We start from the raw sequence: 21,541 nt of genomic DNA, 5'->3' as shown, positions 1-21,541 counted from the left end.
TGGTGCTCACAGCGGCGCGAACACGACGGTGGGTGAGCTGAACCTTTACGACGCGATCGGCCGCTTCGATCAAGGTAAATGCCGACGCTGCCGAGACATGTAGGGCGCGAAGTGCCGACAGTTCAACAGTGACGAAAACACACAGCTCCCCGGAACTATCTTAAGAATATCCTGCATTGTGGGACTTCGTCAATAGCTCTGCTGGGCCGGGACCGGCACGGGGATGCAGCATGTCCGGCGACCAAGTGGCAGGCAATGAACGGGATACTCGAAGCTGATTTGCCGGCGATGGTTACCCTGCCCCGTCTTCACTAGCAACGTCGGCCCCGCACCAAGAGGGGTGCGAGGCCGACATCATGAAGGGAGATTACGACTGAGCTGCTGCTGATTTAACAATGTCATCACTGAGAGCTGACGCACCCCGTTCGGGCTGATCTGGCCCCTCTGCTGGCGCTGGGTCCTTCTTGTCGGGAGCCGGCACCTTGACGAAAAGCAACAGGACGAACGCCAGGGAGAGTGCAACCAACGGGACGGTCATTCCAACGATGGTGTCGCCGGGGGTGGCGAGCTTGCCAATCAGGAACGGTCCGAAGAAGCCACCAGCGGAAGCCAGGGAATTGATGACTGCGATTCCGACCACGGCCTGCCGCTTGGTGAGGATCTGGCTGATCAGGGCCCAGTACGTAGGGATGTTCCCGATCACGCCGCACGCAAGCAGGATGAGTCCGATCATTCCCAGCAGCGGGGAGCCGCGGAACACAGCAGTGATGATTAGACCGATGATGGCGGTTGCGAAGCAAGACAACACGATGAACTTCCGTCGCCCGCTGATATCGGCATACCGAACGAGCAGCAACATCACGACGGCACCGCAGACATAGGGGATGGCGCCATAGATGCCAATGTTGGTGGGGGAGTAGGACGGATTCAATTGCGACACAACCTGCGGGAGGAAGAAAGTCATGCCGTAGGTTGCGACTCCGGCAAGCGCATTGATCAAGCCTAGATACAGGATTTTAGGATTCCGCAAAGCCCGCAGCTCACTCGATTTGTCGTGCTTGTCTTCGGGCATGGCAGCGTACTCGTCGGCAATGGAACCTTCCAGCCACTCTTTTTCATCGGCACTGAGCCACTTCGCCTTGCTCGGCCGGTCAGCCAGCGTCAGGAGGATCCATATCCCGAGGAGGACCGGCGGCAGGCCCTGAAGAATGAAGATCCATCGCCAGGAGCTGAGCCCAAACCAGTCCACATGATCGAGGATCAGACCGCCGCTAAGGCTTCCAACAATGAGAGCAGCCGGCATGGCCAGCGCGAGGGCGCCAATGGCCCGGCCGCGGTCATGGTTCAGGAACCAATAAGTGAGGAATAAAATGAGGCCCGGGAAAAGCCCGGCTTCCGCGATACCCAGCAGGACGCGCGCGATGTACAGCTGCGTTACGTCATATACGAATCCGGTAGCAACCGTAACGAGGCCCCAGGTAATTGCGATGCGCGCCAGCCAAAGCCGCGCACCTACCCTTGCAAGAATCATGTTGCTGGGCACTTCCAGCAGCACATATGCGATGAAGAAAATGGCGGCGATGGCGCCGTATGTGGCAACGTCAATGCCGAGTTCTTTGCCCATCGTCAATTGGGCGTAGCTGATGGAGGACCGATCCATATAGTTGAACGCATAAAGCAGGAAAGCGACCGGCAGGATTGTCCGTCTAACCTTCCTAATGACCGTTTTCCGATCGACGGCCGACTTGGTCGGCACAGAATTTGTAGCCACGCTACCTCCTTGTAGGGTGCGCCCAATGGGGCTAAATCCATAGCACCCCTGGGGTGCCTGGCTGGATTGGATAGTATTCGCGATTGCGAATGGATATTCAAGCTATAGAGCGTCGTTCCCGTAGCGCCTGCAGTGTCGGGTAATACGCTGTCGCGATTAGGGTCAACTGATGGACTTTGATGCAGTCCAAGAGGGTAAGGGGTGAGTTCCCAAAAAGCCTTGCTTTGAATAATATCCCACCATGTGGGATACAGTCAATAGTTCTTGGCGTTCTTTCTCAAGACTGAGGGTTGCAGCATAAACGGGTTACAAACTTTGCAGTTACGGTGGAGTAGTTAGAGAATCTTTTGGCCGGCGACCTAAAGTTAGCTCGCCACGAAATGGCAACGTGGGCAATCTCTTGGGATACCACGCCCGTCCCCGGCCCTCCGGCACGCCCCAATTACTCCGGCCGGTCAGCGAACCAGCTCTAAGATCTGGATGATCTCTTTGCAGGTTTCGAGAGACTTAATAAGATCTTTAGCCCTTTTAATGTTTTCAAGGGGGATTGGATTGTTGGACGACTGCGCGCAATCACTGAATTTTTGCAGGAGCTCTTCCCATGTCATTGGGCGCTCTGGCGTGCCGGGCACTTCGGAACCTAGCCGCTCGATGCGGCGGCCGTCCCGCATGACCACCTCGACCTTGCCGTCAGGCAGCTTGAGGTCCCAATTGAAGGCCGAATCGAATACCGGCTCGACTTTGTCTGCAAGCGCGAGGATTTGCTGGTCCTTGAGGGTATCGGTTGAAAAGTCTGAAATGTTCATCCTGCCTTTGACGAGCGCCAGGGCGACGGTGAATGGCAACGAGAACTTGGCGTCCATCATCGTGTCAGGCGCTTTTCGTTCCTTTAGGGGCTGAGTCATGCGCTGCGCGAAGTTTCCGACATAGACGCGGACCGATTCAATGTCTTCGACCTTGATCGGATTTTCGCGTAGCATTTCTATTGCTGCATGTATGTAAGTATGAGCGTTGCCCACCGCTGGCCAGTACTTATAGGTCATACCCGCCGAGAGATATTCAGAACCGAGATTCTCGAGCATTTTCTCGCGGTTATATTCTCCGTTGAAATAGACTTTGAACACGCCGGCCTCGCCTTCGAACAGGTTCCCCATACCGAGCATTCCCTTCTGGGCAAGGAGAACGGCATTTACGCAGCTTTGGGCTATAAAACCGGCATAAAGTCCGCGCAGATCGCTGCCAATGCCGAAGATTTGTTCCATCGTGCCGCCCGCTGTCAGGCTGACGATTCCCATAGCATGAGCGATTTGCTGCGCGTTCAGGCCCAGTAGCGCTCCGCAAGCGGCGACACCCGAGTACACTCCGACCGCCCCGGACAAGTTCCAGTCCATGTGCCACCCCACATTGCAGCGCAGACGGATGAACAATTCCTGCCCGATTGCCACTGCTGTGATGAGTTCTTGGCCGGTTACGTCGCCCTTGCGCTCCCCCAGTGCAAGGAGGGCAGGCACGAGAGAACTGTCCGGATGAGCGCCCCAAGGCGTCTGGCTGTCGTAATCGAGGCCATGCGCTAGCGTGCCGTTGGCGAAGGCGGCCGCCGGGGCGGGCACGCGGCCGCCAAACCCGAGGATGCTGGCTTCTCCCTTGCCGCCGGCGTCCGTGACTAGCTCGATGATGGGGTTTACGGCTGGTTCCATCCCGCTCGCCCCGAGCATGACGCCGATTGTGTCCAAAACACTCTTCTTGGCGGCTTCGACTGCCAAGGGCGGCAGGTCGGAAAACCGCGTATTTGCCGCAAATTCTGCGAAGTTGTGGGAGATGTCGACGTTGTGTGCCATATTGTTTCTTTCTTTTTTTCAGAAGATTTTTTGCAGGCGCGGCTGCGGCCGGGGCTATCCAGCAATTGCCTTCTGGCCTTGCCCGAGCCCCTAGATCGCGAACATACTGCCGGCGCCAGGCTGGTTGGTGGGTACGCGGCGCATCGCCTTCGCCATGCTTGTGAAGTAGAGAACGTCGAGGTCACGCCCGCCGACATGACGCTCGTTACGTATCGGCTGGGAAAGTCGACCTCGCGGTGGATCGGTCCGTCCGGTGCTTAGCGGATGATGCGGCCACCAAGCGCCTTGGCATTCCAAAGAGAATCTGGTTTTGCAAATCGACCAGAAGCCGGATTCGGCCATGAACACATCCCATCACTGTCGCAGAACGCTAGACACCGGGACCTCTTGTTGTAGCGCAGTGCCCAGTGAGGTGCGCATCAGAGGCACGCAGTCTGGCCGCCATCAACTGACACGACCGAACCAGTCATGAAGCTTGCATCATCGGTAAGAAGAAAGACGATGACGGCAGCGATTTCCTCCGGGTCGCCAATGCGCCCGATAGGATGCTTTGCGTTAATACGGGCGACAGCGGCGGGATCGTCCATCATGTACTCGATCAGGGGTGTCCTGGTCATGCCCGGAGCAACCGCGTTGACCCGGATACCGAGGGGACCGAGCTCGGGCGACATGGATTTCGTTATGCCGGAAATCCCGAACTTTGAGGCGACGTAAGACAGTCGGTTGGGCACGCCCAGGATACCGGCGCCTGATGAGATGTTCACAATCGCCCGCGGCCCGGTGTCGTCTTTCACCGCGAGCACGAACGCTTGGCACATGTTGATCGTTCCGTCGAGATTTACCGCCATAATTCTGCGGTGTTTTTCCTGATCGGTGTCGACGATGCTTCCTTCGCCTGTGATCCCCGCGCAGTTGATCAGGCCGTTGAGGCCGCCGAGCTCCTTGCCCATCTCGGAGAGAAGTCCGACCGCCGCATCGTGATCACAAACATCCAGCACGGCCCCATGGACCCGGTCTGAGTTGGCGGCGCTTGATATGGCCGCATCGACTCCTGCTTGTGTGACGTCCACTGCCACCACTGTCGCCCCCTCAGCAAGCAATCTCTTTACACTGGCGGCGCCAATCCCACTGCCCGCGCCGGTCACAACGACCGTTCGCCCTTCGAATCGCTCCATCGAGACTCCTCTTGGATTTCTGCGGAAACTCCTGCTGTCGGCCACCTAGGACAGGAACCGGCAGGCCCGCTTGTTTTGTATGTGAAATAGAGTTCCATATGTGCAGACGTGCGTCAATAGCAACGGGGCTCGCCTTGCCGGTTTTTGTGTGGGAGCCCCGCTGAATCAAATCGCTTGCGTCCTGTAGCAACTCCTGGCTAAGCGCAGCCGTCCGGCCGGTAGGAGCGCGGGGGTGCTTTGTGAAGTTGGTACTCCTGCCGGCGGCAACGGGCTTCGAGCCGAGGCGTTGCCGGTCGGTTTGATCGTCCCCGGTATTTTCAGCCTCCGGAAACTCCTGCCGAGCTGGGTCGTAGGTGCGCCGCAACCCCGGGTGGAAGTTGGGCGCACACCGGAGAGGTCTAGGTCGTCGCCGGAAGGGTGCGTCGTGGAACGGCTTCTTGGTCCCCTAAGAAGTTACTCGGCGGAGGCGGCCGTGAGACGGCGCGCGCGTCAGCGCCACGAGCTCCGTCCCGTCCCCGTGACGCTGTAGCCCCATCGAGGACACATAAACGGGTGCCGAACGGTGTGCGGTAGTTCAATCTCCGGATGAACACTGCGTCCATGCCTAACCGAATGAAGCGTCTAACCTATTGCCGCGTCGTCGCTGCCGTTGACTGATGGACTGGGTCAGATTGCTGCTGCCGGAAAGCAAGGTGGACACCGACGGTCTTTCGGGCGGCAGCGTCGGAACATGCACCGGCGGGCGACTGTACGCAAACTTGTCACCGGCGGTCTCAGGCGCACGCGGCTTCCGTTATTAGCGGTGCACGTAACCTTAGGAAGACAGTGCGCCGGAAATGAATCGATGGAGCGCCTCGGGCTGATTCGCGTCCATCTGTGAGGTGTTGGCTCAGTCGCCCTTCACGACACCTGCTCCCATCCTGCGGGACAATTCTCTGCAAGTTTCGACCAACAATTCACGCGCTTGATCCACGGGCATGTTATCTGTGCCAGTAAGGCGGTGGATGAACGGCGTCGTAACCGCAGCCACGGCTTTCCCGGTATAGTCGAAGACCGGGGCAGAGATGTTCGTCACCCCCTCAATGGTGAGCGATTTTCCTTGGCAGAACCCCGCCTTGCGCACCTCGGCCAGATCGGACAGGAATCGTGCGCGCCGCGCACTTGTCTCATTGCCTGCAAGCGTCAGCAAATGGGAGAGTTCTTCATCCTCCATAAATGCCGCAAGAACTCGTCCAGAGGCAGAGTCGTCGATGGGAATCTGTGAGCCAAGACGTACCGTATTTACGTTGGTATCCGGGCAGTCGACCTGAGCGATAACGAGCAGCTTCCCAGAATTTAGGATGCAGAGGTGAACGCTTTGGCTGATGCGATTAGCAAGCTTCTGCATCTCATCGCCGGCGATGGCTGTAAGGCGCCGAATGATCGGATGACGATGCGCGACTTCAAATAATCTTGTAGTCAAGTGATAACGCTCACCCTCATCAAGCTCCACGTAGCCACGCTCGCGCAGCACTATGAGCACACGGAAAATTTCGGACGTGGTCCGGCCGAGTCTCTTGCTGATTTCGGCCTGGCCGAGGCCGCCGTCCGTCGAAGCCAGGAGTTCGAGAATGTCGAGTCCCTTCGACAGAGCCGGGGCCCGATATTTGCTCTCACTTATTTCAGTGTCCACGTCGACTGCTCCTCTTAGCCCGCATCATTGCTTGATGCCGCAAGTTACTACCCTTTTCATATATGAAAGTATCTCTCCTCGCGAAGTGAGTCAATTGCATCCCTAGCCGCGATCCTTCAGTGCGGCACTAAGGGTGCAGTTGCCCATGATCACAGCGACCGCGCCTGAGCATGTTCGCGCGCATCCTGGAATTCTTCCGATGGAAGCAACGAGAGGCACTCCCTTGTCACACTGTGCGGTATCCCATGGAAGCTAGGACACACGGCAGAGGTCCCTGCGTATCTGATTTCCGCCGCGGCCAGATCACCCCGGCGCCAAGTTGGACTACCCGAAGAGACGAAGCGCTGCTTCACTGGCCTGCACTGCAGCGAGGTAGCTTGCGTTTGCCCGGATGACCGCCAACTCTTGAGTTGCCAGGATCGTGCCCACTGATGCCTGACGTGGAGCGCGATGGGTTTCCCGGGCTCTTATGCCTGCTGCCGCCGTCTTTTGCGACCTCGTCCCGACTGGCTTTGCGGGATCTGGCATCATCTGGCACACAGGCGTAGCGTCGGTTGCGCAGGCAATCGCCCGGCGGACAGCCGCTTGGCGCCGCCCGATGTTAAACCGTTGAAGCAATCCTTGAAGGAGTCGGGATGGCTGGATGGAATGCTGACACTGCTGCCGGCCCGCTGGGGCCCGGGTCGGTCACCCTGGTGGAGGGATCCTCCTTCTGCATCTCGTCGGCGAACGGCGATATCTATCCGGAATACCCGCATGGGGTCTTCTATGAGGACACCCGCATCCTGTCCCGCTGGAATCTGACCGTAAACGGTGAGCCCGTGGAGTCGCTGGCCGCGATGACGAAAGAACCGTACCGTGCCCTGTTTGCCGGCCGCGTGCCACGTTCGGACGGGCACGCAGACAGTCCGCTGATAGTCGAACGCCTTCGCGAAGTAGGGGCTGGAATCATGGAGCAAATCATCGTCCGGAACTACTCGCCCGCCCGTGCCGAATGCATGGTTTCCCTTAAGGTCGAAGCGGACTTTGCTGACCTGTTCGAGGTGAAGGAGGCACGCATTCAGCGGCGCTGGGACGAGTCCCGCGAAGCGGACGGCGGCGCGTTGACGGTCCGGGCCGTTTGGCAGGACATCCGGAAGGGCGTCGTCGTGTCGGCCAGTGGCGCCGACGCCTCATCCGAAGGTCTGACGTACCACGCCGTTGTCCCGCCGCACGGACAATGGAGCGCCACGTTTAGTGTGGTTCCCACTGCAGACGCATCACGTCCCGTGGCGCCGTTCGTACGTCCCGACGCCGATGAATTATCTCCGCGCGACCTGCGCCGGCAGGAGTGGGTCTCGAAGATTCCGGTGCTGCACATGAGTAACCACTCCATCGAACGGACCCTTCGGCGCAGTTACGATGACCTGGGAGCCCTTCGCATCGAGGACCCCGACCACCCGGACCGGATTGTGGTGGCTGCAGGCGCACCCTGGTTCATGGCACTGTTCGGACGGGACTCGCTATGGGCGTCCCTCATGGCGCTGCCCGTGGATCCGTCCCTGGCCTTCGGCACCATCCAGACGCTGGCCAGCCGTCAGGGCAGCGTGGTGGATGAGATGAGCGAGGAGGAGCCGGGGAAGATCCTGCACGAGGTAAGGCTCGATGTCTCCAGCGGGCTGGCGCTGGGCGGCAAGTCAGCCTATTACGGCAGCGTCGACGCCACTCCGCTGTTCGTGGCCCTGTTCGGCGAAGTCAGCCGCTGGGGATTCGCGACCGAGACCATCGCCGCCCTGATGCCTCATGTGGACCGGGCGCTGGACTGGATCCGGACCTACGGCGATAAGGACGGCGACGGGTTCGTTGAGTATCAGCGCCTCAACGACCGCGGGCTGATCAACCAGGGCTGGAAGGACTCCTGGGACGGCATCAACTTCGCTGATGGAACCCTGGCCGAGCCGCCGATCGCGCTCTGCGAAGTGCAGGCCTACGTCTACGGCGCCTATCTGGCCCGTTCCTGGCTGGCCTACGACGCCGGCGACACGGGCCTGGCGGCCGAGTACCGGGATCGCGCGGCACAGCTAAAGAGGCAGTTCAACGAGCAGTTCTGGCTGCCCGATCGGGGCTACTACGCCATCGCTCTGGACGGAAAGAAGCGGGCTGTCGATGCGTGCGCTTCCAACATGGGGCATTGCCTATTGTTTGGCATCATCGATGATGACAAGGCCGCGCTGGTGGCCGAACGGCTGATGTCCCCGGAGATGTTCAGCGGCTGGGGAGTCCGAACGCTGGCCAGCAACATGGCAGCCTACAACCCCGCAAGCTACCACAACGGATCAGTGTGGCCCCACGACAATGCCATCATCGCAGCCGGACTCCTGCGCTATGGCTTTGTCGAGCACGTGCAGCGTATTTCCACAGCATTGTTTGAGGCGGCCGAGTACTCGGAGGGGCGGCTGCCGGAGTTATTTTGTGGCTTTAGCCGCGAGCACTTCTACGAACCCATCCCCTACCCCACGGCGTGCTCACCACAGGCCTGGGCCGCCACCACCCCAATTTTCCTGATCAAGACCCTAATGGGCTACTACGCCGACGTTGCCCGCGGCGGCCTCTGGATGGATCCCGTCCTCCCCGTATCCTACGGCGACCTGCACATCACCAACGCCCCCATGGCAAACAGCAGGATCACTATCGACATCTCCGGCTCCAACGCGAGGATCAACGGGCTGCCCGAGGGCATGCTGTTCCACCACGGAACCCGACCGCGGGCGGCCGACTTGGTGGAACAGGCCAGACTGCACGGAAAGGCGTAGCCACCGCGTTATCCCGTTCCCGCCTAGCGCCCGGTCGTCGCAGCACATGGCTTTGACAGTCCTGGTCCGAATCCAGCTACGGATGTGTATTCGGCAGGGGCGAACAATGGGCGTTATAAGGAACGAGCCCAAACTCGGGGACAAGATCCAACATTGAGGGGTGGCGGGAGCCGCTGGACAAGACACCGCGGCTGCTATCGCCACTCCTGCCGACGTGCCCATGAAACCGTATAGAAGGCCCGACAACCGCTCCGAACACGACCTTGAGCGCGGCGATGATCATTGGGGGCCAGAAGTCGCTTCATCCCCAAGCAAGAGCCGATGGGCGGCGGCGTCCCCCACGCTGTCGTCATGTGGCACAGCGCGGGGCGTTGGCGTTGACGGTATCCCGGAAAACGGGATATTCTCCATCTTGAGGGTCTCTCTAGGGGAAGCAATCGTGGCCCTCTAGGACGACAGCACCCAATTCCTTCGATGGACTCCCGTTCGCGACAGTGCGACCCGTTACACCGCACGTTGCCACGGGGATAAAGTGCGGGACGCGTTTTTCGGCTTCGAGACTGATGACCGAGCCGTTTCGGATGACACGCGTTTGGACTGGCCAGCGATTGCTATATGTGATCTGGGCCAGGTGTGGTCGGTTTTGCCTTGGCCCGGAAGTTACGGCTACGGGCCCTGCCAGCGGCAGGTGGTTCCAAGAGACTTATTCGCCTACTTCTCATCCCTTGAAAGGCCCCTCATGGTTACGCGCACACGCAACACCGGCCGGACCCCCGGGATCAACCCTGGTCTCACGCTCCTCTTCGCTCTCGTCGGTGGGGTCGGCGTCGGAAACCTGTACTGGGCGCAGCCGCTCCTCGGAGACATCGCCGCTGAGCAAGGCGTCTTACCAGGCACTTCCGGGCTACTCGTGACGCTCAGCCAGGTGGGGTACGCGCTCGGCGTGTTCCTGGTCGTGCCCCTCGGCGACACCTTGAACCGGAAACGCCTGATCCCCATAATCATGCTCCTCTGCTCCTTGTCATTGGGTGGCTGTGTACTGGCTCCGAACTTCACCGTCCTGCTGACCACCCTTGCCCTGGTGGGCTTCACGAACGTTGCCGGTCAATTGCTCCTGCCCTTGGCCGGTGATCTTGCCACCGATGAGCAGCGGGGACGCGTGGTCGGGACGATAGCGTCCGGATTCCTGATTGGCATCCTGTTATCCCGAATGGTCAGCGGAATCGTGGCGGACATATTCGGATGGCGCATGATTTACGTTGCAGCATCAGGGATGATGCTTGTCCTCGCGGCCATCATGAGCCGTGCTATCCCGGTTCTGGCCCCTCGGAACCGGATACCGTACGGCAGGCTCCTCCGCTCGGTGGGGGAGGCCGTCGTCCGGTACCGCTCGGTCAGGATCATCGCAGTCCTTGGAGCGGCATTGATGTGTGTCTTTATGGCATTCTGGACCGGACTCACGTTCTTGCTAGGTGCGGACCCGTTCTCATTCACGGCCTCTCAGATCGGTCTGGTTAGCCTGTTCGGGGTGGCCGGAGTCCTCGGCGCCCAGATTACTGGTCGGGTGTATGACCGCGGCTGGTCGGTCCCCGCCATCGGTATTGGACTTGCCATTACTTTGGTGTCTATCGCTGTTTCCGGGCTTGGCGGGTCATCGATCGTCGCCGTGCTCGTCGCCGTCTCGCTGCTCTCCGTTGGGGTTCAGTCCGTGCTGGTGCTCCTTCAAACGATGATGGTCTCGATAGACTCTGCCGCGCGTAGCCGCCTCAACACCGCCCTGATAGTTGGCAACTTCATCGGCGGTGCCATCGGATCAACTCTTGCCGCCATACTCTGGCAGGTTGGCGGGTGGGCGACGGTCATGAGCGGCTCATCCCTCGTCGTCGCCTTCGCCCTGACCATATGGTTTATCCACAAAAGGCGGGCTCTCTCGGAATTCACGAAAACGTCGTCCATGTCACCTGCCGCGAACGATGTGTCGCTCCAGCATGAGCGCCGGGACCTGGGCGATACTCGTGCGACCTAGTGTAACTTGCGAAAATATGGAACTGCACAAGGGCGGGGTTCTCTCATTCCTAAGACTCGTCTAGAGACGTGTTGATGGAGGAAAAGTTGTTTTTCGAACCGGGATCCGTTGATCAACTTCAACGCCGAGCATAAGTGGTCTGTCTGGGCCAGCCGGCCCTGCAGGGCGATGGCGCGGGATAAGGGGCCAAAACTGTCCGCATTTGGTGCTGTTTCAGTCTGTTCATCAAACAAGCCGAGAATGGGTCGGCGGGGGCTGCTGCGTTGGAGCTTGCGCCGACGCTAAACCCATCGAGCGGCGAAATTGGTGACGGTAGCCTCGCCCGCCGTGCTGAATCCTGCGGGAACCGGTCGGTGAGGTTCGTCTGGAGAAAGTGCCGGATCTGGTCCTGCAGGAGGCCACCGGGGCGATGGTCAGCTTCATCAACGGCTGCTATATGTGGTGTCCAGTCTTCGACCCCTATCAGGGCATGCCGAGTGAATTAGCCATGGGCCACCGTTCATGGGTGCCGTGGATGAAACGGGCATTGACGAGCGGTGTAGCGTTCCCGAGAGCCTCAGTGAGGAGCCTATCCACCAAGCGGGCCGCTGCGCTGAACAGCTCAAGGATGTTCAAAATGACTGCCAAGCTCAACGAACGTCCACACATGGCCTGAATTTCCATCTTTCCGTTCGCCCGACCCGGCCAGCCGGATGTCCTTGCCTATTGACCAAGTCTTACAATGTAGGATATCTTCAAAATTGCTCGAAGTGCATAAGTCCGGCGCTGCTGAACCAACGGGGACTCACTGCCACTTCGGCTCGCGGCAGGGGCGTCGAGCCTTGCGTGTACAGCTCTACTAATTTTTAGGGACCTCTGACCCATGCACCTCTTTGCTTTCTGCCTTGACGGTTCTTTCCATGGTTGCCGCTCGAGCAGGTAGACACGCGGCGCCGCCGGTTTTGCTGCGGTTAACCTCAGGATTTCCCCGTCGGCGTAGAGCCCCAGGAATATCTCCAAGCGCGTTCACTGCCAAACAGCGCAGACAGTACATTCACTTGAGCCTGACCGTTCTCACAAACCGAACAAAGGAGCATACACATGAGCGGAATCATTGTAGTAGGGGTTGACGGCAGCGAAACTGCAAGGAAGGCTGCGGAATCGGCACGAGATCTAGCGGCAGCCCTAAACGCCTCACTCCACGTGGTGTCGGCCTTCGACAGCGACCGCACCGAAGTTTTTGGCAGCGGCAGTGACCAGTTGGTTGTCTCTGACGCCGATGCTGCTGAGCACGTCGCCCAGACGGTTGCGGAGTCGTTGGGGCAGGGCATCGAGATAACAAGTTCTGCCGTCCGCGGCAGGCCCGCGGACGGCCTCATCAAAGAAGCACTGCGGATGGATGCCAGCATCATCGTGGTGGGAAACCGCAGGATGAAGGGCATCGGCCGCGTCTTAGGAAGCGTCGCCAACAGCGTGGCTCATAACGCCCCCTGTGACGTCTATATCGCTAACACCTACGACGCCGACTGACGCCCTTTCCGGACTCGTGCCCGAGTTGGACGGGCACAAGCAGAGTAGCGGACCCAGTCCAGCAGTGCGAAAGACCTCCACAAATGCAGACTTGGTTGCTTATTTTTGCAGCCCTTAAACATCAGGGCCACTAAGGGCCAAGGTCTGGACTGAGCCGCCTCATGCCCCCTAAGCCTTTGCATTTGCGGCATCAATGTTGGCGGCTAATAAGGGCACGGCTGCACATATGGGGCACCTACCTCTGCACCAAGAGCGTCTACATCCAGATGTGACCGGCCGCCTTGCATGCCATGCTCTAGACCCAGGCAGCGGAAGTTAACGGCGTCCTCCCCAGCCCCTGCAAAATGAGCGATAGAGAACGGAGATGGAGAATGACCGGATTAAGCACGTCAGACCGTGCGCAGCAGTTGAAAGCTTTGTACGAGGCACCGGAGATCTTGCGGGTTGTAAATGTCTGGGATGCCATTAGCGCCGCAACGGTCGCGGCACTGCCGGAGACGAAAGTGATCGCTACCGCCGGCCACTCGATCGCCGCCGCGCACGGTTACGCCGACGGCCTGATGCCTCTTCAGATAGCGTTGGCAGGGATCAAAACAGTCGTGGACGCAGTTGACGTTCCGGTCACGGCGGATCTTGATGATGGTTACGACAACCCGGCAGAGACGATCCGCCGGGCGATCGGGCTAGGAGTTGTAGGCGCCAACGTTGAAGACCGGCTTCGCCCCTTCGATGAAGCTGTCGCCCGCGTGCACGCCATTGTCGAGGCTGCCAACGACGAGGGCGTCACGTTTCAGCTCAATGCAAGGACAGACGCGATCGTGCGGGGCGGTGACCGCCCCATTAGGAACAGCATCGATGACGCGATCTATCGGGGTCGTGCATATCTCGACGCCGGTGCCGCCTTGGTATTCGTCCCTAGAGCACTCACCCGCAAGGTCATCGAGCCTCTTGTCGACGGACTCGGGAGAGGAAAGCTGTCAGTCATCGGCGCACCTGGAGCGCTCCCCGCGGCTGAATTGGAAGAACTCGGGGTAGCCCGTATCTCATACGGCCCCTTCCCGCAGCGTGTCGCACTGCGTGCGCTTCGCGATCTCGCCACCGATCTGTACGGTACCGGTGTGGTTCCAGTGGATACTCCGCCCCTGAATTAAGTCAGGAGGGCCGCCGGTGAGGCCACGATTGCCTGGGGATCAGACCGGCCTGAGCAAGTTTCGTCGTTCACGGCAGTTGGCTTAAAACAGACCTCCCTCGCGGCTGTCTGCACAGCCCGCTTGCAGCCAGACCCCGTCCTGCGGATGGGGATGAGAGGGCAGCCGAGCAGGGCCTTCGCCTCCACTCCGGCATCCAGAAAGGATCTGGAGCCTGGGGAACACCTCGAATGGTGCAGACAACTTTTCAGTATTGGATAAAACCCTTGAATGCCGCGCTGCAAGAGGTCATCAGGCGCGGACCGCGGAAGTCCGCGGGAGAGGGTTCTGTGATTCATCTGATGAAGATATGCAGTGATTCAGTTTTGACGCAGGTTCGGGAAGCGAAATGGCAGTCGATGGACCGGTCAGGTTCTAGGCTCCTTCCAACTGCTTCATCCCGAACAACAGACCTTGGATGCTGGATGGCTGTCGCAACCAGCAGCTACCGCGCAACCTGAAGTTCGACACGATTGACCAGCGCATCAAGGAATGTTCGCAAGTTCGTGGACCATGTGAACGAGTTTCCTTGGCATTAGACCCGGCCCATGCCGAGCAGTATTTCGGGGATCTGCGCTCGATCCGGCACTTGAGTCACTCGACGCTGCGCGCCCACCAGTCGCGCTGCGCCATTTCACCTCCCATGTCGCCAACTCCGACTACGCTGGCACCGGATCTGCGAGCAGCGCTTTGGCACACATCCGGCCAACCAACGCGATCGAATCCCTCAGCGCCCGCTACCGGAGCGTTGTGCGGGCAAGGGGTCATTTCCCGAAACGATGCCGCGGCGCTGAAATGCCTCTACTTCGTGACCCGCTCCCTTGGCCCAGAGGGCAGGGGCCGGGCGCGATGGGCCACGAGGTGGAAGCCGGTTTTGAACCCGTTCGCGTTCGCATTCGAGGGCAGAATCAAGTAACCACAAGCCAGGCCCACCGTTACTCTGACAGGCCCCCTCACCGCGATTGGCGGACCGACAGGTGCCGGTGAAATACCGAGCGGATTTCTTTCATTGGTGCCGTAGCAATCAGCTCAGCCATAAGTAGGTGGTCGCTTAAGGAGCTCGGTGCGGGGTATGCCTGCTCCAGATTTCTCATACAGATCATCGCTTCAGCGGCAAGTGTTGTGTATGCACGGAGGAGCCGCGAATTTCCGGACGCGGCGACGAGGGTGGTATGGAATTGCAAATCCAGACTACGTACACTCTGCCAGTCGCCCACGGCGGTGGCATCGGTTAGTCGAGAAGCGATTTCCCTAAGGTTGCTCGACGCCATTTGCCTCCCCTCGGCTGACTGATTCGTGATGAGCTCAGCGGCGCCAAGTTCCAGAATCTCGCGAGCGCCATAGATCTCGTCAATATCACCAGCATCGAGTTCAACTACGAAGACGCCACGGTTGGGCTTGCTGATCAGCAGCCCTTCTTGACTCAAACGTTGCAGCGCTTCCCTGACTGGCCCGCGGGACAGGTTCAGCTTACTCGCAACCTGAACCTCGTTGACCTGTTGCCCGGGGGCAAAATAGCCATCGATAATTCGCTCCCGCAGCATCTCGGCAATCTTGATTGAGGTGGATTGGGGCGTCATATCGATGAGCGCTCGTGCGTCCTTCATACCCAATCGATTCCCTCTCCGGTGTGGATCCGGCTAGCAGGCAGGGATCGGGTGAGCGATTCTTTGTCTTCCATGTTTTCCTCCTGGCGTCCGGCCGTCGCTGAGTCCCTCGGGAAACGCAGGTCGAAATCCAAGGATGCCGTGTCTGGCTCTGTTGGAATCGCCTGTTTGGCTGCAACCATGAGGTCAGACTTGATAGTATCCCGCACTGCGGGATATAGTCAATTGTTTGCTAGTTTATTCCCGCATCGGCTCGACGTTTTCGCCCTGTCCGGCGTCGGGCCGAGACGCCGTTAAGCGCAGCGGCGATGCGACTCCTGTGCCCGGCGCTGGCGGTGTCGCATCAACACCAAAGCCGGGAGACCCGGTGCCGGCTGCGGGCCGAGTCGCGTGTTGTCTAGGCGCCGCGGGGGTGCCAGCTGTCCGGGGTGACCTCGACATCCCACCCTCCGTGACCGCACTCTACGCTGCCAGATCGACTTGTGACCACAATTCGACCCCGGGGCAGCACCCCCAGAGGAAACGACTGGCCAGAACGCTTGCAATGACGATGTCGGTCAGTCCTACGGCCCAGTCCGCCGGGTTGTTCTTGGTGATGTAGGAGAGCAGGAAGGTGGTCATGACCTAGTAGGGCAACTTTCGACGATGCGCAGTGAGATGACCCGGAGGATGTTCCGCCACTCGTTCCTGACAACGGTGGCCAGCGGATTCTTCGCGATCGCGCCTGGTGGCTTTGCTGTGTTCGAACTCAGGAGATTCTTCCAGCTTTATCCGCACGACGAGCCCCGACGACGACCAGAATGGCGCTTGCGAGCAACGGCAAGGGCTCGCCCTATTAGCCGCCGCCTGATTAAAGGCGACCAGGAAACAGGGTGCATCTCCGCGCAGGGGAGGTTTAGGTGCCTGGTACTTCTCCACGATGTCGGCCTGAATTCTACCGCGCTCATTCACCTGCAGGCGGTTATCAAGGGCCTACTGGCGGATGGCCTTCGCGTCCACGCTGCCGGCGGAAGTGAACTACGGCGCTTGGCGACCCCCGGCCTCCTGATTTCTTCCGGGCGGCTCGGTGTAGCGACCCAGGACCTGGCGGAGCTCGTTGGCATGTTCAGCATTCACATCGATTTCATATTCGGCGCGGAAAGCATCCGGGAGCGACCACCCGTGCCACCGGGTCGGACCGGCTCCAGTCACCTGGACCCTCCGGCCGCGGTCCGGGGCGACAACGGGCGCTAAAAAGGACCAAGGCGGGGGCGCGTACGGACGGACAGGCTCTGCCTGCTTCATATCGCGTAGCGGTGATCTGCTATGACGAGACTCCTCGCTTTCTCCAGATTCGCTGTCTCCTCGTCGGCGCCACCGGGCGAACCGCGTCCACTCATGACGAGAGTCCACGTCCTTCTCTTCGCGGGGACAGGTCTGCTCGGCGGGTCATCCGGTGGAACTTGACTAAGTCTCATATAGCAGGATATTTTCAATCTCGCCCCGAGGAACTGCGGACGCGTAAGTATCGCCAGCATGCGATCTTCCGCGTGATGGAAGTCGTCGCCGGGCCGGCAGGGACTTGGGGTACGTATGCAGGGTTCTCTGCTAAAGGGGCGTCCTCGCCTCCTTGCTCGCTCAACGGGGGACAAGGCGTCGACAGCGAGTACGGCCCGGAACAGGGATGAACGCCGCATACACGATGAGCTACCTGTCGATGAGAACGACTGTGTGAGCTGAATGCCAATAGATCGAAGGAGATCACAACGTGGACACTAGGACAGCAAAGCGACGCCGGAATTGGAGTCTTGGGCTGGTGGCACCCGTCTTAGGGTTGAGCCTCGCACTAACAGCATGCGGTGGAGGCTCCGAGGCCAGTCGTGACGCGGCCCAGATCTCGGAGGATCAGCAACGACTCTACGAGGAGGCCGTCAACGCCGGAAAAGGTATCAATCTTTTCGTCGGAACCGCGGCCAACAAAGACACCGACCAGCTGATCGATCGCTTCCATGACACCTTTCCCGACCTCAAGGTCGAGTATGTGTCCGGAACTGGCAATGAGGTCACCGAACGCTTGCTAACGGAAAAGAGGTCCGGACTTCACAACGCCGATGCTCTGCTCGTAGCAGGGATATCCACGTTCAAACCGGTCGCCCAAGAGAAATTTCTAGCCGACTTCGTGCCCCAGGATGCTGAACTGTTCACCAAGGAAAAGGGCGTATACCTCGAGAACCAGGCGTACTCCTTTGGTGGGCAATACAACGGGGTCTGTTATAACCCCAACAACGTCACACCGGAAGAGGCCGAGTCGCTAAGGACGTACGACGGCTGGATCGATTCGGCATGGAAGGGACGGGCCGCCATTGTAAGCGCAGACGGCTCCGCCTACCGCCGCGGCTTGTCCTATTGGCTCTACCAGGACAAGGAACTCGGGCCCCAGTGGCTTGAGAAACTGTCGGCTCTCAACCCGACCACCTTCTCCTCCGGTAACGTCGTCATTCCGCAGGTGATCGCCGGCGAGTACGATCTCGTATTCAATGTGTCCACGGTCTACGGAGCACGGGCCTACAGGGAGGGAGCTCCCCTCGAATGCGTATCCGGTGAGCGCGCCCCATACTCGACTTTCGCAACGGGTGTCATCGCAGATGCGCCGAACAAGGCTGGCGCCGAGCTGTTTACCAATTGGCTGTTCTCCGAGGCTGGACAGAAGGCCGTCCAGGACACCTGGGCATTCAGCTCCCTGCGGGACGGGTTCGAGACTCCCGTGATCGATGCAGATTGGTGGCAGGCGCCCGAGGACCCGCGGGTCATCGACGAAGACGTGGTTAACAGCCGCCACAAAGAGCTGGTCACTACCTTTAACAGCATGTTCGGCGCGGCAAAGGGATGAACGTGCTGGCCCACAAAGTAAATACTCCGTGCGCGGCGGGAACCGTGAAGGAGACCCACCATGGCTGACGCAACGACAAGTCTGGTGGAGCGTTTAAGAAGCAAGCAGGAGCTTGCCGTCGCCTTGCCCGTGTACGCGGTGATGTTGGTGCTCGTGCTGGTTCCGCTGGGTCACCTCGTCTACGCTGCCTTTCAAAGTACGTCCCCGGGCGCCCCGGGCTCTGAACTGACCCTTGAGAATATCCGGCAAATTTTCAGCACAAACACCTACTGGCAGGCACTCGGCAATTCACTCTGGCTCGGCTTCCTGGTCAGCCTAATTGCGGTATCGCTAGGCGTAACGTTCGCCTGGATCCTCGGACGCACCGACGTCCCGTTCCGCCGCACCCTGTCAGTGTTGGTCTCCCTGCCCATCTTCGTGTCGCCCTTCGCGCTCGGCATCGCCTGGGTACTGCTCGGGTCAGAGAAGTCCGGGCTGATCAACGGCATCCTCAAACGCTTCTTCGGAGAATCTGCAGGGTTTATGGACATCATGTCTTTCCCCGGTCTGGTCTTCGTCATGGTGCTCGCATTCGCTCCGTTGGCCTACCTCTTCACCGTCGGACCGATGCTCAACATGGACGGCAGCCTGGAAGAGGCGTCCAGAGTCGTGGGAGGGTCCCTGTTTCACACGATGCGGAAAGTGACTTTGCCGGTTGTCATGCCGGGAGTGCTTTCGGCGGCACTTATGGTCTTCGTGCTGGCCGCCGAAATGTTCAGCGTACCTGGATTGATCGGCACCGCAGCCGGATACCGGACGTTGCCCTTCTTCATCTACCAGAGCACCACAGCTTCCCCACCCCAGTGGGGCGCCGCGGCCACCGCCGGCGTGGCCCTGCTTGCGATTATGATGCTTGGGACGATTCTGCAGTCGAGGGCCACAAAGGCCAGTGCCCGCTTCGTGACCGTGACCGGAAAGGGTGCCCGTCCCGTTCGGATCCGGCTAGGTCGCTGGCGCTGGCCCCTTTTCCTCATCCCAACGTTGTACGTCATCCTGGGCGTGGCCCTTCCTGGATGCGCACTCTTACTAACGACTTTCCAGCAGTATTACACCCCGGATCTCGCGCCGGAGCTCTTCACCCTTAGATGGTGGGAACGCATTACTGAATCTTCCCAGTTCCAGACGGCACTACGTAACACGCTCATCGTTGGCTCCGCGACTCCGACCGTAGCGGTGATCATCGCCTTCGCCATGGCGTACGTACGGAACAGGACACGCGCTCCGCTGAAGGAAGCGGTCGAGACACTCGGGATGCTCCCTGTAGCGGTCCCAGGGATCGTCTTCGGTGTCGGTGTCCTGTGGGCCTACGTCGGCAGCTTCCTCTACGGCACAGTCTGGCTCTTGCTCGTGGCGTATTGTGCACGCTTCCTTCCGCATGCGCTCCGGGTGATCTCCTCGGGAATGGTCCAGGTGGATCGCAGCCTGGAAGACGCCGCCCGTGTCGGCGGGGCGAGTATCCCGCGGACCATATCGACAATCACAGTGCCTTTGCTGAAGCCCGCAGTCCTGTCAGGCTGGCTGCTGCTGCTGATCTACTGCACCCGTGAATTGAACGTCGCCATCATGGTGTACACCAGCGATTCGCAAGTACTGCCCGTGCTCATGTGGGGGGCCATGGAAGCAGGCTCCTATCAGACAGCGGCGATCCTGGCGATCATAGAGTCGGCTCTCATCCTGCTGGTCGTCGCCCTTGCGGCGCTCATACTCCGTGTCAATCTCTTTCCCCGCGCCAGCTAACCGACGCCGCAGTTTTAAGAAGGGTTATTCATGTCAGATATCCAAATAAAGAACGTGGTGAAGGAATATTCATCCACTTTCACGGCACTCCGTGGAGTGTCCATCGATGTTGCAGAAGGTGAGTTCGTCTCATTGCTCGGTCCAAGCGGCTGTGGAAAGACCACTCTGCTGCGATCAATCGCGGGGCTTGAGGACATTCACGGCGGTTCCATCTCCGTAAAGGGAAAAGTACTGTCGGAAAAGGGCTACACGATGCCTCCCGAACGCCGCAATGTCGGCCTCATCTTTCAGTCGTACGCCCTCTGGCCGCATATGACCGTCTTCAAGAACATCGCTTACGGCCTGAAGCTCCACGGCTGGAGCAAGGCTGACATCGGTCCTCGCGTTGCTGAAGTGCTGAAAGTCGTCGGCCTAGAAGGACTTGAAGAACGCTACCCAAGTCAACTCAGTGGCGGCCAGATGCAGCGCGTTGCGGTCGCACGCAGCCTTGCCGCCGCACCCTCCGTTCTGCTGTTCGATGAGCCGCTGAGCAACCTGGATGCGAAGCTGCGGGAGAGCATGAGGGTCGAACTGCGAAGGATCCAGAAAGAGGTAGGCACGACCGCGGTCTATGTCACTCATGACCAGGCCGAAGCAATGGTGATCTCTGATCGAATCGTCCTTATGAACCAAGGCGAGATTGTCCAGCAAGGCACGGCCAAGGAGCTCTACGAGACACCGGAAACAATGTTTGCTGCCAAATTCCTTGGTTTTGCCAATATGCTGGCCGCGCGAGTGATCAGCACCGATGCAGGGAGCGGACTGGCGCAGTTCGAGCTTGAAGGCGTCAGCGCACCGCTGATCACCGGACGAGCGCGGAAGGACGTTCATGTCAATGACCGGGTTCATCTCTCGCTGCGTCCCGAGGCGATCCGCATCGGCTCCACAACGGATACGTCCCACGGGTTTCCTGACCGCAGGGCTACCTTGCCTGCCTCAGTTGAGGATGTCATCTACGCTGGCAACATTTGTGACGTCTTCTTGAACGTTTCGGGGCTGCGGTTGCGCGCGCAGGTGACGCCGGGTGACCTCGAAGGACTGTCGGTCGGTGATGGTGTGACAGCGATCTTCGACTCAAGAAGCATTTGGCCGGTACCAGCAGATGACGCCACGGCGTCTGTGGATGCTGTCGGTGTGCGGGTGGATGAGGACGTGCCGATGGCCGCGGTCGCTGGCTAAGGGCACAGGAAGAAGGCGTTGCCCAGGCTCGAGTGGCCTGGGCAACGCCCATTCAATCTGGTGAGTACATCTTTATTGGTCGGCTGGACCGAAATCCAGCC

General features: G+C 59.5%; 13 protein-coding genes and 1 pseudogene. 8 read left to right on the top strand and 6 right to left on the bottom strand.

All coding sequences use genetic code 11. The features are described from left to right. Window positions 1-367: 367 nt before the first annotated feature. The 4 genes from ACIP90_RS11285 to ACIP90_RS11270 form a co-directional block, all read right to left on the bottom strand. The gene (locus ACIP90_RS11285; RefSeq protein WP_400579409.1) at window positions 368-1,771 is read right to left on the bottom strand and encodes an MFS transporter; all 1,404 of its coding nucleotides are present in this window, start codon (window positions 1,769-1,771) and stop codon (window positions 368-370) included. 455 nt (window positions 1,772-2,226) lie between these two features. Next, a complete protein-coding gene (locus ACIP90_RS11280) occupies window positions 2,227-3,609 on the bottom strand; it encodes an MmgE/PrpD family protein (protein ID WP_400579408.1) in 1,383 nt (460 codons plus the stop codon). 419 nt (window positions 3,610-4,028) lie between these two features. After that, window positions 4,029-4,784 (bottom strand): SDR family NAD(P)-dependent oxidoreductase, encoded by a 756-nt coding sequence (locus tag ACIP90_RS11275; RefSeq protein WP_400579407.1) that lies wholly within the window; start codon window positions 4,782-4,784, stop codon window positions 4,029-4,031. 889 nt (window positions 4,785-5,673) lie between these two features. Then, window positions 5,674-6,456, bottom strand: a complete 783-nt coding sequence (locus ACIP90_RS11270) for an IclR family transcriptional regulator (RefSeq protein ID WP_400579406.1) — start codon at window positions 6,454-6,456, stop codon at window positions 5,674-5,676. A 635-nt stretch (window positions 6,457-7,091) separates the two neighbouring features. Here ACIP90_RS11270 and ACIP90_RS11265 point away from each other — a divergent pair. From ACIP90_RS11265 to ACIP90_RS11245, 5 genes and pseudogenes are all read left to right on the top strand, one after another. Then, window positions 7,092-9,248 carry a glycogen debranching N-terminal domain-containing protein gene (locus ACIP90_RS11265; RefSeq protein ID WP_400579405.1) on the top strand — a complete coding sequence of 719 codons (2,157 nt, stop codon included), beginning with the start codon at window positions 7,092-7,094 and terminating at the stop codon, window positions 9,246-9,248. 739 nt (window positions 9,249-9,987) lie between these two features. Beyond that, on the top strand, window positions 9,988-11,274 hold the full coding sequence (locus ACIP90_RS11260) for an MFS transporter (protein ID WP_400579404.1): 1,287 nt from the start codon (window positions 9,988-9,990) through the stop codon (window positions 11,272-11,274). Window positions 11,275-12,354: 1,080 nt separating this feature from the next. Further along, on the top strand, window positions 12,355-12,783 hold the full coding sequence (locus tag ACIP90_RS11255) for a universal stress protein (protein WP_400579403.1): 429 nt from the start codon (window positions 12,355-12,357) through the stop codon (window positions 12,781-12,783). Window positions 12,784-13,154: 371 nt separating this feature from the next. Continuing rightward, the gene (locus tag ACIP90_RS11250; protein WP_400579402.1) at window positions 13,155-13,934 is read left to right on the top strand and encodes an isocitrate lyase/phosphoenolpyruvate mutase family protein; all 780 of its coding nucleotides are present in this window, start codon (window positions 13,155-13,157) and stop codon (window positions 13,932-13,934) included. Between the two features lie 744 nt (window positions 13,935-14,678). Next, window positions 14,679-14,886 (top strand): annotated as a pseudogene (locus ACIP90_RS11245) (transposase); the annotation flags it as partial. 37 nt (window positions 14,887-14,923) lie between these two features. Here ACIP90_RS11245 and ACIP90_RS11240 read toward each other — a convergent pair. Both ACIP90_RS11240 and ACIP90_RS11235 read right to left on the bottom strand, forming a co-directional pair. Continuing rightward, on the bottom strand, window positions 14,924-15,577 hold the full coding sequence (locus ACIP90_RS11240; RefSeq protein ID WP_400579401.1) for a GntR family transcriptional regulator: 654 nt from the start codon (window positions 15,575-15,577) through the stop codon (window positions 14,924-14,926). A gap of 462 nt (window positions 15,578-16,039) precedes the next feature. Further along, window positions 16,040-16,198 (bottom strand): hypothetical protein, encoded by a 159-nt coding sequence (locus tag ACIP90_RS11235; protein ID WP_400579400.1) that lies wholly within the window; start codon window positions 16,196-16,198, stop codon window positions 16,040-16,042. Window positions 16,199-17,324: 1,126 nt separating this feature from the next. On the opposite strand from ACIP90_RS11235, the gene ACIP90_RS11230 reads away from it, so the two are divergent. Genes ACIP90_RS11230 through ACIP90_RS11220 form a run of 3 tightly spaced genes read left to right on the top strand, consistent with a single transcriptional unit; the run spans window position 17,325 to window position 21,440 of the window. Then, on the top strand, window positions 17,325-18,446 hold the full coding sequence (locus ACIP90_RS11230; protein WP_400579399.1) for an ABC transporter substrate-binding protein: 1,122 nt from the start codon (window positions 17,325-17,327) through the stop codon (window positions 18,444-18,446). Between the two features lie 60 nt (window positions 18,447-18,506). Continuing rightward, complete coding sequence (locus ACIP90_RS11225) at window positions 18,507-20,222, top strand: ABC transporter permease (protein WP_400579398.1); 1,716 nt, start codon at window positions 18,507-18,509, stop codon at window positions 20,220-20,222. A 30-nt stretch (window positions 20,223-20,252) separates the two neighbouring features. Beyond that, window positions 20,253-21,440 (top strand): ABC transporter ATP-binding protein, encoded by a 1,188-nt coding sequence (locus ACIP90_RS11220; protein WP_400579397.1) that lies wholly within the window; start codon window positions 20,253-20,255, stop codon window positions 21,438-21,440. The last annotated feature ends 101 nt before the right edge of the window (window positions 21,441-21,541 follow it).

It is taken from the genome of Arthrobacter sp. NPDC093139, assembly GCF_044754165.1.
In the GTDB taxonomy this organism is placed as follows: Bacteria; Actinomycetota; Actinomycetes; order Actinomycetales; family Micrococcaceae; genus Arthrobacter.
The sequence above is the reverse complement of the archived record's forward strand: the minus strand, read 5'-3'. Positions and strand labels throughout refer to the sequence as shown.

Excerpts from the sequence above, each read along its gene's own strand:
- ACIP90_RS11265 (WP_400579405.1), top strand. The coding sequence starts at position 7,092 with ATGGCTGGATGGAATGCTGACACTGCTGCCGGCCCGCTGGGGCCCGGG.
- ACIP90_RS11260 (WP_400579404.1), top strand. The coding sequence starts at position 9,988 with ATGGTTACGCGCACACGCAACACCGGCCGGACCCCCGGGATCAACCCT.
- ACIP90_RS11255 (WP_400579403.1), top strand. The coding sequence starts at position 12,355 with ATGAGCGGAATCATTGTAGTAGGGGTTGACGGCAGCGAAACTGCAAGG.
- ACIP90_RS11250 (WP_400579402.1), top strand. The coding sequence starts at position 13,155 with ATGACCGGATTAAGCACGTCAGACCGTGCGCAGCAGTTGAAAGCTTTG.
- ACIP90_RS11220 (WP_400579397.1), top strand. The coding sequence starts at position 20,253 with ATGTCAGATATCCAAATAAAGAACGTGGTGAAGGAATATTCATCCACT.
- ACIP90_RS11235 (WP_400579400.1), bottom strand. The coding sequence starts at position 16,198 with ATGACCACCTTCCTGCTCTCCTACATCACCAAGAACAACCCGGCGGAC.
- ACIP90_RS11225 (WP_400579398.1), top strand. The coding sequence starts at position 18,507 with ATGGCTGACGCAACGACAAGTCTGGTGGAGCGTTTAAGAAGCAAGCAG.
- ACIP90_RS11275 (WP_400579407.1), bottom strand. The coding sequence starts at position 4,784 with ATGGAGCGATTCGAAGGGCGAACGGTCGTTGTGACCGGCGCGGGCAGT.
- ACIP90_RS11240 (WP_400579401.1), bottom strand. The coding sequence starts at position 15,577 with ATGAAGGACGCACGAGCGCTCATCGATATGACGCCCCAATCCACCTCA.
- ACIP90_RS11280 (WP_400579408.1), bottom strand. The coding sequence starts at position 3,609 with ATGGCACACAACGTCGACATCTCCCACAACTTCGCAGAATTTGCGGCA.